Genomic DNA, 14,820 nt, shown 5'->3' on the forward strand with positions numbered 1-14,820 from the left:
GCACACCGAGAAGAGGACGGCGCCCGCGACGGAGGGGACGGTGGTCGGTACCACGCCGACGGGGGCGGAGACGGTCGCGGTGTTCAGCAGGTAGGTGGTTGCCACCAGGCCCGCGGCGGCCGCGGCCAGGACTCCGGTCTCGGAGGCGACGAGGACGCCGAGCGCGAGCAGTACGGCGGTCACCGCCGACACCCGGAACCACCAGCCCGCGACGACGAGGACGATCGCGGGAATCGCCGCGAACGGCATCATCAGCGCGACCGCGAGGACCAGCAGCGCGCCGGACAGGACGGCGAGGAATCTGGTCATCGGCGCACCCGGATCCTTCTGCGGTGTTCGGGCAACAGGCGCATGACCTGGTCGAGCCGTGCGCCCTCGGTCCACGCGACGATATCGACGCCGACCGTGCCCATATCCCGGTACATCGTCGCCCGTTCGAGCTGCCACATGCGGGCCAGCGTCGGGTCGAGACCGTCGCGGAACGGTGTGCCGCGCAGCACGTCGACCACGACGACAACGTGTCCGCGTTTGCGCAGATCGATCAGCGCCAGCGCGAATTGGGTGTCGAGCAGGGTGGAGAACGCGACCACGACCGCGCCGAGCGGCACCGCCGCGTGCGGGGCGAGGGTGCCGGTCGTCTCGATATGTTCGTCGCCGACCTCGAGCACCGTGTCGACGATCCGATAGAACTGGCGGCGACCGATATCGGGGCGCAGCCAGCGCGGTGTGCCGCCGAGACACACGACGGCGGTGCGGTCACCGGCTTGCAGGGTGGACTGCACCACCTGCGCGGCGCCGCGCACCGAGAGTTCCAGCGAATCCGTCGCGGGGCCGGGTGCCTGTTGCGAGGTGTCGACCAGGACGACGACATCGGCCGAACGGTTGGTCAGCCGTTCGGTGACATGGAGCCTGCCGCGCCGGGCGCTCACCGCCCAGTTCACGGTCCGCAGCTGGTCGCCCGGTACGTAGGCCCTGATATCGGCGTATTCGACGCCGGGACCGAATTTCCTGGTCAGATGGGTGCCGAGACGTTCGGGAAGTTCGGTGCGCGGCAAACGCATTCGCTGCGGATCGGTGATCGGGTACACGTACAGTTGCCCTGCGGGCAGCACGGCGGTGGCGACCGCCAGGCCCGCCGGGCTGAGCGCGGAGACCCGCACGGCGCAGGGGTAGCGGCCCCAGCGATCCGCGGTGAGGGCCAGCCGCAACCCGGCGGGCGCCGTCCCGGAATCGCTCGCCTCCTCGATTTCGATCCCGAGTCCGTGGACCGGCTCCGGTTTCAGCCGGAGCAGGGCGTGTCCCGTGTCGACGTAGGCGGCGACGGGCAGCACCACCTCTTCGGTTTCGAAGCAGCGCAGCGTACCGCCGCCGTCGACCTGGATTCTGGTACGCGACTGCTGCCACCGCGCGGTGGCGAGCACGCCGAGCATGGGCGCGGCGAACAGGATCGGCTGCCACTGCCCGAAAGCGACCGCCGCCACCATCGCCACACCCGCGCACACGGCGAGCATGTACACCAGAGCCGCGGGCCGCCAATGCAATTCGGCGTCGACGGTTCTGGTCACATCGCGATGGCGTGCGACGGACCGGTCACCGGCATTCGACGCCTGCGCGGCGGCTCTGCGCCCGGCGGCGCCTTGGATCACGGACGGCGCGGTAACCGCTGCCGGGTCCACCGCCGGCCGCGGGCCGGTGGTGGACGCTGGAATCGTGCGGGGCCACGGTTCGGGTGCCACCGCGTCCGCTCCCGACCCGGGCCGGGTTTCGGAGATCGGTCCGGAACGCGCACCGGAACCTCGCGTGATGCCCGAACCCGGGTTCAGGCCCGATTCCGCCGCGATGCCGAGATCCGGTCCCGTGCTCGTGGCGGGTCCGAGAGGCGCTGCCCGCTCCCTGTCCGACACCGATCCGGCAGGGGCTGCCCGCCCCCTGTCCGACACCGGACCAACGGAGGCTGCCCGTCCCGCGCTCGACGCCGGACCGAGGGGGCCTGCCTGCCCGGCGCCCGACACAGGTCCGACAGGGGCCATCCGCCCCACGCCGGACGCCGGACCGAAGGCACCTGCCTGCCCGGTACCCGACACAGGTCCGGCAGGGGCCACCCGCCCCGCGCCCGAGGCCGGTCCACCGGGAGCCACCCGGCCCACATCCAGCGGGCCGAGAGGTGCGGTCGATCCCGAGGTGGGGCGTGATCCGGCCGCAGATTCCGGTCGAACAGCGGAGTCCGATCCGATGTCGGCGGCTGTCGGCCGCGTGATCGGAGGCGGCGCAGCGCTCGACTCGGGTTCGGTCGGCCCCGGCCTGTTCGCGGCCCTCGACCAGAAACTCGACCGACGCCCGGTGTCGGAGGGGACACCTTTCGGCGCGGGCGCGGCCCCCGGCCCGGCGTCGGCCGCCGCGGTCGAACGCGACTCGGTGTCGTCCCCCGACTCGTCGGGTTCCGGTGCGCGATGCAGACCCCGCATGCTCACGTCACACTTGCGCGCGGAACGGGTAGGCGGCGCAGCAGTTCGGCGATCACGTCCTCACCGCGAATCCGGCGGACCCACATCTCGGGGCGCAGGGTGATCCGGTGGGCCATCGCCGGGACGGCGAGCGCTTTCACGTCTTCGGGGACCACGTAGTCGCGACCGAGCAGCAGCGCGCGGGCCCTGGCCATCTGGACCAGGTCCAATTCGGCGCGTGGACTCGCGCCGACCTCGACCTGCGGATGTGAGCGGGTCGCCGAGGCGAGCGCGACCACGTAACCCACCACGTCCGGGTGGACCGTCACGTATTCGACCGACTGGCGCATCTCCAACAGACCGCCCGCCTCGACCACCTTGCCGACCTGCGGGGGTGTCGAGCCGCGTTCGAGTCTGCGCCGGATCATCTGGGCCTCGTCGTGTTCGGACAGGTAGCCCAGGCGCAGTTGGATGGCGAAACGGTCCAGCTGCGCTTCCGGCAGCGGATAGGTGCCCTCGTACTCGATCGGATTGTCGGTCGCCAGGACGATGAAAGGCTGTGGCAGCGGGAAGGTCTCACCGTCGATGCTCACCTGTCCCTCCGCCATCGCCTCCAGCAGCGCCGCCTGGGTCTTGGGCGGGGTCCGGTTGATCTCGTCGGCCAGCAGCACATTGGTGAACACCGGCCCGCGCCGGAAATTGAAACGGCCCGACGACATGTCGTAGATCGTCGACCCGAGCAGATCGGCGGGCAGCAGATCGGGGGTGAACTGCACCCGGGTGAACTCCAGGCCGAGCGCGGCCGAGAACGACCGCGCTATCAGGGTTTTGCCCAATCCCGGCAGATCCTCGATGAGGACGTGCCCGCCCGACAGCACGGCGATCATGATCAGCTGCAACTCGTCGCGCTTACCGACGATCACCCGGGACAGTTCCCGGAGAACGGCTTCGGTGCGCTGGACCGTCGCGTCCATCGGCATCGTCATATGTCTTCTCGCACTTGCCTCAACCCATTCGTGTGATGAACGACCGCTACATTCCCTGCAAACGACGCAGGATCTCGTCCAGCGCGGCACGTCCCGGCGCGCGCGAGGTCTGATCGCGCAGTGCCGAGTTCGCCGGATCGACCCAGCGCCACAGCTCCGGACCGAATTGCAGGATGCCCGCGGCTTCGGTCGCCTTCCTGTTCTTCGCGACCCGTAGGCCGGTGGACAATTCGAACTCCTTGGCCAGCAGTGGACGCAGGTGCCGGTCCCAGTCGGCGCGGGTGCCCTCCGCCCGATCGGCCAGCATCTGGGCCCGCGCGTGCCAGCGATACAGCATCTCGGCGGGGCCGTTCTCCATATCGTCGGGAGGTTCCTCTTCGTCGAGCTCCCGGCCGCGTCGCAGCCCGAGCGTCAACTGGATGACGGCCAGCGCCAATGGGATCGCGGCGACCGGCAGCAGTACACCCGGCGCTTTCCCGAAGGTGACCAGTTCCGCCACCGCGATGAGAACCATCGCGGCGACCACGACGACGACCCGGTTCATGCCCGCGCCCCCTGGAGGTCGGCGAGCACGATTCGCAGCAATTGTTCGGCGCGCATCCGCTGCCATTCCATCATCGAATGAGGGCTGAACCGCGCCTCTTCGAACAGGCTGACCAATTCGCGCGCGGACGCGTCGTGCAGGGCGCCGCGTTCGAAGGCGCGGGCGAGCACTTCCATCGGGGTGTCCGAGGCCAGCGGCGCGGCGGCGCGGTCGGAGGCGAGTCCGCGTTCCATCGCGACGTAGCAGGCGATGATCGCGGTGCGCGGGTCCTGCCCGGGCGCGTTCATCGCGGCCAGGCCCATTTCGGCGGCGCGGGTCAGCGAATCGACCACGACGGCGGGCGCGGCGGGAACCGGCTGCGCTTCCCTGCGCGGGGTGCGGCGGGCGGCGAGCGCCACGACGACGAGCCCGGCGAGGGCGACGACGATCAGGGCGACGGCGGCGATACCGGTCAGGAGCAGGGGAAGGCCGCTGAGCCCGTCCGTCGCCGCGCCGGGGTCCGTGGGCTCCGATCCGCCCGGGACGGGGGTGACGCCGGGGGTGGTTCGCGCCGGTGGGGGCGATGTCTCGTTCCCGCCCCGCACGCCGATCGTGTAGACGGCGACGGCCGCCGCGGCGACGAGCGCGAGCACCGCGAGAACGCCGAGGACGATCTCCAGGGTTCGGCCGGGTTTCGACGGTCCGGCCGGATCGTCGTCGACGTCCGGCATGGACAGCGGGAGGCGATGTCTGCTCGCGATCACCCCGGCGAGCAGGATCACCACCGAGACGGTGAACAGCACCGGCATCAGCGCCACCGCTATCGCCGAGGGAACCCACCGATGCTCGACGGTATCGCCCGCGCCGGGTATGTGGCCGCGCAACGCTATCGCGGCGCACGCCAGCAGCGTGATCAGCACGATCACGCGCGATATCGGCGCTCGCGCCCGAACCAACCGGATTACCACCAAACCTGAGTACTGCCCGAAACAGCCACATAGTTACATGCCCGGCTGCCCGTTCGAGAGAGAATCGAATACTTCGTATCACCTCGGGTTTATACGGTGTACCAGGTACGAACGTACCACTCGAAACGGCCTGGGTCAGCTACCCAGAAGCCACCCGCGCGGGTTGTGAAATCTCACTGAGCCTGCTGCGAATTCGGGCGACACCGGCGACACCCAGCACGCCGTCCAGCAACTCCGGCAGCGCCGCGTCCGCGTGGACGGACAGCTCCAGATCGGCGTCGTAGAGGACGTCGATCAGGTTCACCAAACGCGTGACGGCGTCGGGGGGCGCCTCGCGCAGTCGAGGCACGCCGGTGAGCGTCCAACGCCGGAAACGGTGCGCGAGTTCGAGATAGTCGGCCGCCGAGGTCGGGGTGGCGCAGAGGGCGGCGAAATCGACGGTGATCGAATCGATCGTCGTCGCGCGGACGTGGATTCGGCGGGTGCCGACGAGAACGTCGGACACTGTTCGCCCGGGTTGGGACGACACGCTCACTCCGGTCGTCGCCGTGATCACGTAGCGCCCGGCCGCGAAACCTGTTCCGGCGCTGTCACCCAACGTTCGATAGTCGACGGGGCCGTCCACGGCGACGATGTCCAGGTGCCGAACGATCCGGTCGATGGTCGGCGCGAACCGGTCGTGGTACAGCGGGTTCGGCAGCAGGTCGGCGGGTGGATGGTTCGAGGTCAGGACGAGAACCGTGGGGCGGGCGAACAGCGCGTCGAGTACGCGGGCGATCAGCATCGCGTCACCGATGTCGTCGGCGTGGAATTCGTCGAAACAGACCAGCGCGGCGTCACCGAGCAGTGCGGCGACGGCGGCGTCGATGGAACCCGTCTCGTGGACGGCGGCGTGCAACCGCGCGAAGAAGTGATGGAAATGCCAGCGCCGCTTGTGTTTCGAGGCCACGCTGTCGAAGAAGCGGTTCATCAGCATGGTCTTGCCGCGCCCGGGGCGACCGTGCAGGTAGATCCCCCGACGTCGTTTCACCGGCCGACCGCGCTGGTCGAGCAACTCCCCCAGCCGGGCCGCGACCCGACGCTGATCGGCATCCAGTTCGACCGTATCCATGACACCCTCCTCCGTCCTCTACATTTGTAGAGGAGTATCGAACGTCCCGGCCACAGAAGGTGACGATGTCCACGACCGACCGCCGCGCACGCCTCGTCGACACGGCCATCGACCTGATCGCCACCAGGGGTATCCGCGCGCTCACCCACCGCGCCCTCGACGCCGAACTAGCACTGCCGCCCGGATCCGCCTCCTATTACTTCCGCACCAAGAAGGCACTCGTCGACGCGATCTCGGAACGCGTCACCATCCGCTCCCGCGAGGATTTCCTCGCTTCGGAACTGATGCGGGCGATCGACATCGATACATCGACGAGGAGCGATTCGGCGATCATCGACCGGGGCACCGCCGATGTCCGCGCCGGTACCGGGCGCATCGACCCCGACTCCGTCGCGCACGCCGTCGCCCGGTGGCTGGATCGGCTACTCGCCGAACGCCGCAATCATCTGATCGCGCGGCACGCGCTGATCGTGGAATCGATCGGCGACGCGGATTCGCGTGATCGGCTCGCCCGCAGCCTGTTCTCCGTCGATCGCGCCCGCGATCTGTTCCTTGCCCTGGAGATCGCCGATCCCGATCGGTCGGCGGGCGATTTCGTCGCGATGATCGAAGGCGCGGTGTTCGACCGGCTCGCGGGGGTGCGGGCCGGGATGCGGGCGGGGACAGACGAGAGCGTCGCCCAATTGACCGCGCTGCTGTCGACGTTCCTGCGTGGTGCCGCGCACGACCGGTGAGGTTGGCGCGGACGACCGCGGGAGGCCGACGCCACCGGCCGGAGCGCATCGGACGGTCGGCGTCGGACGACCCTCACGATCCGGACCGGCGCCAACCGAGTTCGGAATAGGTGGCACCGGTGCGGTGTGCGTGAATCCCGTTCAGCGAGTACGAGATGACCTTCTCGGGCAGGGCGGCGAGGGGGAACCATCGCAGTTCGTAGCATTTGTCCGGCTCGCGATTGTCCGGTTCACCGATCCAACGCCGGGTTCGGAAGAACAGGCCGAGGCGGGCGGGCAGGTGCGGGGCGACCACGTGCGAGACGTGGATCAGCTCCAGCTCCGCCGCATCGAGGGTGACACCTACTTCCTCCATGGCCTCGCGGGCCGCGGCCGCGGTCACGGACTCCCCCCGTTCGAGTTTGCCCGCGGGCAGATGCCAACTCCCGTCGAATTCGTCGGGACTGCGGCGCTTACTGAGCAGGATCTCGTCCTCGCGCAGGAAGAGGACGTGCACGTCGACCAGGTGCTTGGGTGTCATCGAACTCCTCGGGGCGACGCGGTGCTGCCGCCTCAAACTACGCCGTGACGGCGGCCGCACCCGGCGTGGTACCCGCGTCGAAAAGAATTCCGAAAAAACTTTCGGCGGGCGGTCGATCTGTGTCCTTCTCGTTCGACGTGATGGATGAGAGGGTCGAGACACGACCCGTGACGAAGGAGAAAACGATGAAATACATGCTGATCATGCGTTCGACCGACGAGGCGATCGAAGCTTCGAAGAACATCCCGTTCGAGCAGGTCATCGAGGCCATGGGCAAGTACAACGAGGACCTGATCAAGGCGGGCGTGCTGCTCGCGGGCGAGGGACTCGCGGGCCCGGAGGAAGGGTTCGTGGTCGATTTCGCCGCCGACCCGCCGCTGGTCACCGATGGCCCCTACGGCGAGACCACCGAACTGTTCGGCGGGTTCTGGATCCTCGAGGTCGCTTCCAAGGAAGAAGCCGCGGAATGGGCCAAGCGCGTGCCGCTCGGGCCGGGATCCAAGATCGAGGTGCGCCGGGTGCACGGCAACGAGGATTTCCCGCAGGACAACGAGTGGATCCAGAAGGAAATCCAGTGGCGCGACGAGGCCGAGGCGCGCAACTCCTAGATCCACGACCGAGAATTCGAGAGTTCGAGCCATGAACGTCGCCTCGACACGGGACGACCGCACGGAATCGGTACGGCGTTCCGTCGCGGCGGTCTGGCGCATGGAATCCGCCAAGATCATCGCGACATTGACCAGGACCGTCGGCGACTTCGGTTTCGCCGAGGATCTCGCCCAGGAGGCACTGGTCGACGCGCTGGCGCAGTGGCCGCAGACCGGGATTCCGAAGAATCCGGGCGCCTGGCTGACCACGGTCGCCAAGCGCAGGGCCGTCGATCGCTGGCGGCGCGACGAACGCTACTCCGAACGGCTGGCCGGAATCGCCCGCGAGATGGCGCTGGAGGACGACACGGAACCACCGTGGGATCCCGACCACATCGATGACGACGTGCTGCGGCTGGTGTTCATCGCCTGTCATCCGGTACTCGCCAGGGAAGCGCAGGTGGCGCTCACGCTGCGGGTGGTCGGCGGGTTGTCGAGTGAGGACATCGCTCGCGCGTGCCTGGTCTCGACCGCCACCGTGCAGCAGCGGATCGTGCGGGCGAAGAAGACACTCGCCGCCGCCGGGGTGCAGTTCGAGGTGCCGGAACGGCTCGAATTCGGACCTCGGCTGGCCGGGGTGCTCGGCGTGCTCTATCTGATGTTCAACGAGGGTTACGCGGCGGGCCGCGGCGACACCTGGATGCGGCCGGAACTGGGCTTGGAGGCGGTGCGGCTGTGCCGCGTTCTCGCCGGGCTCGTCCCGGACGCCTCCGAGGTGCACGGCCTGCTCGCCCTGATGGAGCTGACCTCGGCGCGCTTTCCCGCGCGCACCGACGTCAACGGCGATCCGATCCTGCTCGCCGACCAGGACCGGCGGCGCTGGGATCGCAGCAGCATCACGCGCGGCCGGATCGCACTGCGACTGGTGGACGCGCTCGGCTGCGGTCGCGGCGCGTACGCCCTCCAGGCGACCATCGCCGAAACTCACGCCGTCGCAAATTCGGTGGACGACACCGATTGGGAACGCATCGTTGTCGTCTACGAGGCACTCGGCCGGATCGCGCCCTCACCGGTCGTCGAACTCAACAGGGCCGCAGCGGTGGCCATGGCCGTCGGCCCCGACGCCGCCCTCCGCCTGGTCGACGCACTGGTCGCCGACGGCCGCCTCGCCCGCTACCACCTGCTCCCCGCGACCAGGGGCGAACTCCTCGCCCGCCTCGGCCGCCGCGACGAGGCCCGCGCCGAATTCGAGGCCGCCGCCCGACTCGCGGGCAACGAACGCGAACGAGACCTACTGTTACGCAAGGCAACCGCCATCACCCTGCGGTGATCGGCAGTTCGGTATACTCGCCGGTATGACTGCGACCACCATCAAGGTCCCCAAAGCAACTCGGGACCGGCTGCACCGACTTGCGGCGACGCATGGATTGACGCTCGCGCAAGAGATCGACCGCCTGATCGATGAGAGCGGTGCCAAGCCACGCCCGACGATCGGCGGATATCGAAGTACCGAACCTCTGAGCGCGGATCGGATCGACGCGGAGCTGGCTCGAGGCTTCGGCGAGTGAACGCTGTCGTTGTCGATACGAGCGCGATACTCGCTGTGTTCGATGAGGCATACGACGAACACGTACCGCTGGCCGGCATCCTCACCGAAGCCGCAGGTCTCCTCGTCGTCTCACCGTTCATAGTCGCCGAAGCGGACTACATGCTCTCCTCTCGCCTCGGAGCCGATGCCGCCCGCGCATTCGGCCGAGACATCGTGACCGGAGCATACGAACTCGCAGAGTGGGCGCCCGAAGATCACGCGGTAGCTGTTGAACTGACTCGCAAGTTCGATAGCCCGAAGGACTACGTGGGAATCGCCGACGCGTCGAATGTGGTGTTGGCCGACAGATATCGCACAACGACACTGCTCACGTTGGACCAGCGGCATTTCCGTCGGCTTCGTCCGCTGTGGGGAGCAGATCACTTCACTCTGCTCCCCTACGACGCGAACTGAATTACCGTCAGCCGGCGGTGAGGACCAGGCCCGAGGTGGGGACGCCGGTGCCCGCGGTGACCAGGATGTTCTCGACCGCGTCGACCTGGTTGACCGAGGTGCCTCGGATCTGGCGGACGGCTTCGGCGATGCCGTTCATGCCGTGGATATAGGCCTCGCCGAGTTGACCGCCGTGGGTGTTGAGCGGGAGTCGGCCGCCGAGTTCGATCGCGCCGTCGGCGATGAAATCCTTGGCTTCGCCGCGCCCGCAGAAACCGAGTTCCTCGAGTTGCATGAGGACGAACGGGGTGAAGTGGTCGTAGAGGATCGCCGCCTGCATATCGTCGGGGCGCAGGCCGCTCTGGGACCACAGTTGGTCGCCGACCAGACCCATTTCCGGCAGACCGGTGAGGGCGTCGCGGTAGTAGCTGGTCATGACGTACTGGTCGGCTCCGCTGCCCTGCGCGGCGCCGACGATGACGGCCGGGCGCTGCGGCAGATCCTTCGCCCGCTCCGCGCTGGTGACGACGATGGCGACGCCGCCGTCGGATTCCTGGCAGCAGTCGAGCAGATGCAGCGGTTCGGCGATCCAGCGGGAATTCTGGTGGTCTTCCAGCGTGATCGGTTTGCCGTAGAAGAACGCGTCGGGATTGACCGCGGCGTGTTTGCGATCGGCGACCGCGACCCGGCCGAAATCCTCGCTGGTCGCGCCGTAGACGTGCATGTAGCGCCGCGCGACCATGGCGACCTGCGCGGCCGGGGTACCGAGACCGTGCGGGTAGGACCAGCCCGCGTCGATGCCCGATGAGGTGGGCGCGGTCGCGAGCGCGGTGGAGAACTGCCCGAAACGGGAGACCGAACGCTCGTTGAAGGCGCGGTAGGCCACCACCACGTCGGCGATTCCGGTGGCGACCGCCATCGCGGCCTGCTGCACGGTCGCGCATGCCGCGCCGCCGCCGTAACCGATGTGGGAGAAGAATTTCAGGTGCGGGATACCGACGGCCCGCGCGACGGCGGCCTGGGTGTTGGTATCCATGGTGAAGGTGGTCAGGCCGTCGACGTCGGCGGGCGTGAGCCCCGCGTCGGCCAACGCCGCCGTGACCGCCTCGGCGGCCAGACGCAATTCGCTGCGGCCGGAATCCTTGGAGAAATCGGTGGCGCCGATACCGACGACCGCCGCCCGCCCCGACAGCCCTTTCTGCTCACTCACTTCGGCTCCCTGTGACCTGCGGGACACCCGCACCCGGTCGGTCACAGCGAGCGGCTGCGCGATTGTCTCTCACTGTGACCTCCGTAACCTGCGGGACACCCGCACCCGGTCGGTCACAGCGAGCGGCTGCGCGATTGTCTCTCACTGTGACCTCCGTGGAAAAGCGATCACAGCTTTCGCCGTGATGTGGTCGCCGAGGCTGTCGCGCCCGGTGACCTCGATATGGATGTCGTCGCCGTCGAGTTCGGTCACCGTGCCCGCGAGGGTGAGCGTGTCACCGGAGTAGAGCGGTACCCCCAGGCGCAGGGCGATGGATTTCACGACGGCGCGCGGACCGGCCCAGTCGGTGACGAAACGCTGCACGAGTCCGGTGTCGGTGAGGATGTTGACGAAGATGTCCTTCGACCCGCGCGCGACCGCCTTGTCGCGGTCGTGGTGCACATCCTGGAAATCCCTGGTGGCGATGGCGGTGCTGATGACGAAGGTGGGATCGGCGTGGATCACCAACTCCGGCAACACCGCGCCGACGCGGAGATCCGGTTCGGACACGGTCGTCATTCGGAAACCTTCCAGTACGGCAGCGTGGAGTCGTCGTCCAGCGCTTCGAAATCCACTCGCACCGGCAGACCGACCTTGACCTCGGCCGGGTCGATGCCGCGCAATTCGCCGAGCATGCGCACGCCCTCTTCCAACTCGACCAGCGCGACCACGAACGGCAGTCCACGGCCGGGCACCTTCGGCGCGTGGTGCACGACGTAGCTGAACACCGTGCCCCGGCCGGAGGCGACCACGTAATCGGTGACCTCGGACTTGTCCTTCCACAGCGCGGGGATCGGCGGATGCCGCAGCGATCCGTCGGGCAGTCGCTGGACGCGCAGCTCGCCCGCTTTCGCTCCCTCCCAGAAGAATTCGGTGTCATGGGAGACCAGCGGTACGACCCGCTCACCGGCCTGCTGCTGCGGTTTCGCGGTGCCGGGTGCGAATTTCAGTATGCGGAAAAGCATTTCGGTGACGTTCTCGTCGCCGACGTACCACTTGGTGCGGAAGGTCAGGAACCAGCCGTCGCCGAGTCCGGTCCGTTTGGGGCCGACGACGCTGTCGAGCTGACTGGTGACGGTCACCTGCTCGCCCGGCACCAGGTACCGGTGATAGATCTGCTCGCAGTTGGTGCCGACCACCGAGGTGAATCCGGCCTCGTCGAGCAGTGCGGTGGCGGTGCCCATCGGATCGTCGGCCGGTCGAACTCCGTTGAGCCCGAACATGGTCCACACCTGCGCCATAGCGGGCGGCGCGACGATGCCGGGATGTCCGGCCGCGCGGGCGGCCTCCTCGTCGACGTAGATCGGGTTGGTGTCACCGATGGCTTCCACCCAGTTGTTGATCATGGGCTGGTTCACCGGGTCGCGCGCCAGGCGCGGGGCGCATTCGCCCGCGGCCATGATCGCTTCGGCGGCGGCGGTGATCTCTTCCGGTGCTGTGATGTCCGGCACGCGAGTCTCCTTGTCCTCTAGCGGGGTACGCGCGGCAGTTTCAGCCCGGCCGTGGCGACGAGTTCGCGCATGACCTCGTTGACGCCGCCGCCGAAGGTCAGCACCAGATTCTGTTTGGTGCGACGGTCCAGCCAGGTCAGCAGGGCCGCGGTGTCGGAGTCGGCCGGATCGCCGTGGCCGCCGACGATCTCCTCGGCCAGCCTGCCCGCTTCCTGGAGCGCTTCGGTGGAGTACACCTTGGTGGCCGACGCGTCCGCGATGACGCCCATCGGGTCGTCGGTCTTACTGTCCACCGTGGCCGCGACCTGCCAGTTCAGCAGTTCGTTGAGCCGGACCATGGCGTGCATCCGTCCGAGCGAGCGCCGCACATCCGGTTCGGCGAGCACATTGTGCGCGCCCGACCAGTCGCGCACCCGGTCGTAGAGCTGTTCGATCTTGCCGGACGGGCCGAGGCCGACCCGCTCGTGATTGAGCTGGGTTGTGATCAGCTGCCAACCCCGGTTCTCCTGTCCGACCAGCATGTTCGCGGGTACGCGAACGCTGTCGAAATAGGTGGCGTTGGTGTGGTGGGCACCGTCGCAGGTGATGATCGGCGTCCACGAATAGCCGGGGTCGGTGGTGTCGACGATGAGGATGGTGATGCCACGGTGGCGGGATTCGACCGTTCCGGTGCGGCAGGCCAGCCAGATGAAATCGGCCTCGTGCGCGCCGGTGGTGAAGATCTTCTGCCCGTTGACGATCCAGTCGCCGGAATCGTCACGCACCGCGCTTGTCCGCAGGGCCGCCAGGTCGGTGCCCGCCTCGGGTTCGGAATAGCCGATCGCGAAATGGATGTCGCCGGAGAGGATTCCCGGCAGGAATTTCCGCTTCTGCTCGTCGGTGCCGTAGGTCTGTAGGGTCGGGCCGACGGTCAGCAGGGTGACCAGCGGCAACGGCACATCGGCGCGCACCGCCTCGTTGTAGAAGATCTGCTGTTCGACCGCGCCGAAACCCTGGCCGCCGTATTCTTTGGGCCAGCCGACGCCGAGCCAGCCGTCGGCGCCCATCCGGTGCACCACGGCACGGTAGGCGTCGCCGTGACGGTTCACCTGCATCTGCGCCTCCTCCTCCGGAGTGACGAGATCGGCGAAATAGGAACGCAGTTCGGCACGCAGCGCGCGTTGCTCGGTGGTCAGGTCGATGAACATCTGGTCCCCAATCGGTCGAGTCGGAACGACGCGCCGCCGAGCCAGCGGGCGATGTCCTTGGCCTGTGAGAAATAGCGGTGCATCGAATGGGTCACGTCGACGCCGATACCGCCGTGCAGGTGATGACACTTCTGCATCGCGGCGGGCAGTTCGGAGGCCACGGTATAGGCCAGGACGTCCAGATCGTCGTCGGTGCGTTCCCGGTGTTCCGGCGTGGCCGCGGTCTCGGCGTCCTGGGCAAGAGCCCAGTTCGCCGACACCGCCGCGGCGTGCAGGGTGCGTGAGACGACGTAGAGATCGGCGATCTGCTGTGCGACCGCCTGGAATTCGGCCAGCGGACGGTTGAACTGGTGTCTGGTCCGCAGATGTTCGGCGGTGAGCACCAGCGCGCCCTTCAGCAGTCCGTCCGCGACCGAACCGATGGCGGCGATCGCGGTGCGATGCAATCGGGCGAGTCCGTCGGGGATCAATTGCTCGGCCGGAATCCGCACACCGTCCAGGCGCACCCCGGCCTCCGGTATGCCGCCGGAGGTCGGCGTCGGTGTGATGGTCAGCCCGTCGGCCCCGGCGTCGACAAGGGCCAGCCCCGTATCGGTCGGGATCAGCAGCCAACGGGCCTGCTCGGCATAGGGCACCGCGATCTTGGCTCCGGTGACGATCACCGAATCACCGTCGACGACCGCGGTGGTCGAGGGTTTGTCCACGAAGGGCGCGCCCGGTTCGCTCAGCGCCACGGTGAGGATCGCGCCGCCCGCGATCTCGGGGAACACCCGCGCGGCGACGCTGTCGGGAAGTCCGGCCAGCAGCGGCGGCAGGGCGAGACCCAGTGTCGCCAGAGCGGGTACGGCCACCGCGTCGGTGGCCAGTTCGGTCAACATGACCGAGATCTCGGACAGGCCCATGCCGTCGCCGCCGAAGCGTTCCGGCAGGGCCACCGACAGCAGTCCGCTGTCGACCAGGATCGGCCACAGCTCGAAATCGCGCGCCTGCTCCCGCTCGAGCACGCTGACGACGACCTCGGCCACGGCGTCCTGGCCCTCGTCCCTGGTGAAGTCCACGCTGTATCTCCCAGTTCCCTC

17 protein-coding genes are annotated in these 14,820 nt (G+C 68.2%); 5 read left to right on the forward strand and 12 right to left on the reverse strand.

The features are described from left to right. The 6 genes from JZ792_RS29915 to zapE all read right to left on the reverse strand — a co-directional run. Positions 1 to 309: hypothetical protein (locus tag JZ792_RS29915; RefSeq protein ID WP_216915751.1), on the reverse strand; the 309-nt coding region annotated here is incomplete at its 3' end. After that, positions 306 to 1,511 carry a DUF58 domain-containing protein gene (locus tag JZ792_RS29920; RefSeq protein ID WP_254190545.1) on the reverse strand — a complete coding sequence of 402 codons (1,206 nt, stop codon included), beginning with the start codon at positions 1,509 to 1,511 and terminating at the stop codon, positions 306 to 308. The genes JZ792_RS29920 and JZ792_RS29915, both read right to left, overlap by 4 nt. A 956-nt stretch (positions 1,512 to 2,467) precedes the next feature. After that, positions 2,468 to 3,430, reverse strand: a complete 963-nt coding sequence (locus JZ792_RS29925) for an AAA family ATPase (RefSeq protein ID WP_109525126.1) — start codon at positions 3,428 to 3,430, stop codon at positions 2,468 to 2,470. Between the two features lie 46 nt (positions 3,431 to 3,476). Beyond that, a complete protein-coding gene (locus JZ792_RS29930; RefSeq protein WP_216915753.1) occupies positions 3,477 to 3,974 on the reverse strand; it encodes a hypothetical protein in 498 nt (165 codons plus the stop codon). After that, positions 3,971 to 4,879: a DUF4129 domain-containing protein gene (locus JZ792_RS29935; protein ID WP_308165509.1), complete on the reverse strand. Its 909-nt coding sequence runs from the start codon at positions 4,877 to 4,879 to the stop codon at positions 3,971 to 3,973. Before JZ792_RS29935 ends, JZ792_RS29930 begins: the two co-directional genes overlap by 4 nt. 181 nt (positions 4,880 to 5,060) lie before the next feature. Next, positions 5,061 to 6,032, reverse strand: a complete 972-nt coding sequence (zapE, locus tag JZ792_RS29940; RefSeq protein ID WP_216915757.1) for a cell division protein ZapE — start codon at positions 6,030 to 6,032, stop codon at positions 5,061 to 5,063. Between the two features lie 65 nt (positions 6,033 to 6,097). Here zapE and JZ792_RS29945 point away from each other — a divergent pair, with 65 nt between their 5' ends. Beyond that, positions 6,098 to 6,766, forward strand: a complete 669-nt coding sequence (locus tag JZ792_RS29945) for a TetR/AcrR family transcriptional regulator (protein ID WP_216915759.1) — start codon at positions 6,098 to 6,100, stop codon at positions 6,764 to 6,766. Between the two features lie 73 nt (positions 6,767 to 6,839). Here the strand turns inward: JZ792_RS29945 and JZ792_RS29950 are convergent, their stop codons facing one another. Beyond that, complete coding sequence (locus JZ792_RS29950; protein WP_216915761.1) at positions 6,840 to 7,286, reverse strand: NUDIX domain-containing protein; 447 nt, start codon at positions 7,284 to 7,286, stop codon at positions 6,840 to 6,842. Between the two features lie 185 nt (positions 7,287 to 7,471). Here JZ792_RS29950 and JZ792_RS29955 point away from each other — a divergent pair, with 185 nt between their 5' ends. Genes JZ792_RS29955 through JZ792_RS29970 form a run of 4 tightly spaced genes read left to right on the forward strand, consistent with a single transcriptional unit; the run spans position 7,472 to position 9,875 of the window. Next, the gene (locus JZ792_RS29955) at positions 7,472 to 7,894 is read left to right on the forward strand and encodes a YciI family protein (protein WP_216915763.1); all 423 of its coding nucleotides are present in this window, start codon (positions 7,472 to 7,474) and stop codon (positions 7,892 to 7,894) included. A gap of 31 nt (positions 7,895 to 7,925) precedes the next feature. After that, positions 7,926 to 9,203: an RNA polymerase sigma factor gene (locus tag JZ792_RS29960; protein WP_216915765.1), complete on the forward strand. Its 1,278-nt coding sequence runs from the start codon at positions 7,926 to 7,928 to the stop codon at positions 9,201 to 9,203. Positions 9,204 to 9,228: 25 nt separating this feature from the next. Further along, complete coding sequence (locus tag JZ792_RS29965) at positions 9,229 to 9,441, forward strand: antitoxin (protein WP_216915767.1); 213 nt, start codon at positions 9,229 to 9,231, stop codon at positions 9,439 to 9,441. Next, the gene (locus tag JZ792_RS29970; RefSeq protein WP_216915769.1) at positions 9,438 to 9,875 is read left to right on the forward strand and encodes a PIN domain-containing protein; all 438 of its coding nucleotides are present in this window, start codon (positions 9,438 to 9,440) and stop codon (positions 9,873 to 9,875) included. The genes JZ792_RS29965 and JZ792_RS29970 overlap by 4 nt, the downstream gene beginning before the upstream one ends. 7 nt (positions 9,876 to 9,882) lie before the next feature. Here JZ792_RS29970 and JZ792_RS29975 read toward each other — a convergent pair whose 3' ends face one another. From JZ792_RS29975 to JZ792_RS29995, 5 genes are all read right to left on the reverse strand, one after another. After that, on the reverse strand, positions 9,883 to 11,064 hold the full coding sequence (locus JZ792_RS29975) for a lipid-transfer protein (RefSeq protein WP_216915771.1): 1,182 nt from the start codon (positions 11,062 to 11,064) through the stop codon (positions 9,883 to 9,885). Positions 11,065 to 11,205: 141 nt separating this feature from the next. Continuing rightward, the gene (locus JZ792_RS29980) at positions 11,206 to 11,622 is read right to left on the reverse strand and encodes a MaoC family dehydratase (protein WP_216915773.1); all 417 of its coding nucleotides are present in this window, start codon (positions 11,620 to 11,622) and stop codon (positions 11,206 to 11,208) included. Continuing rightward, positions 11,619 to 12,503 (reverse strand): bifunctional MaoC family dehydratase N-terminal/OB-fold nucleic acid binding domain-containing protein, encoded by an 885-nt coding sequence (locus JZ792_RS29985; protein ID WP_216915807.1) that lies wholly within the window; start codon positions 12,501 to 12,503, stop codon positions 11,619 to 11,621. The genes JZ792_RS29980 and JZ792_RS29985 overlap by 4 nt, the downstream gene beginning before the upstream one ends. A 68-nt stretch (positions 12,504 to 12,571) precedes the next feature. Next, positions 12,572 to 13,741 carry an acyl-CoA dehydrogenase family protein gene (locus JZ792_RS29990; RefSeq protein ID WP_216915775.1) on the reverse strand — a complete coding sequence of 390 codons (1,170 nt, stop codon included), beginning with the start codon at positions 13,739 to 13,741 and terminating at the stop codon, positions 12,572 to 12,574. Next, positions 13,726 to 14,799, reverse strand: coding sequence for an acyl-CoA dehydrogenase family protein (locus JZ792_RS29995; RefSeq protein WP_216915777.1), 1,074 nt, complete (start codon positions 14,797 to 14,799; stop codon positions 13,726 to 13,728). Before JZ792_RS29995 ends, JZ792_RS29990 begins: the two co-directional genes overlap by 16 nt. Positions 14,800 to 14,820: the final 21 nt, after the last annotated feature.

The organism is Nocardia noduli (assembly GCF_019038455.1).
Lineage (GTDB): Bacteria > Actinomycetota > Actinomycetes > Mycobacteriales > Mycobacteriaceae > Nocardia > Nocardia noduli.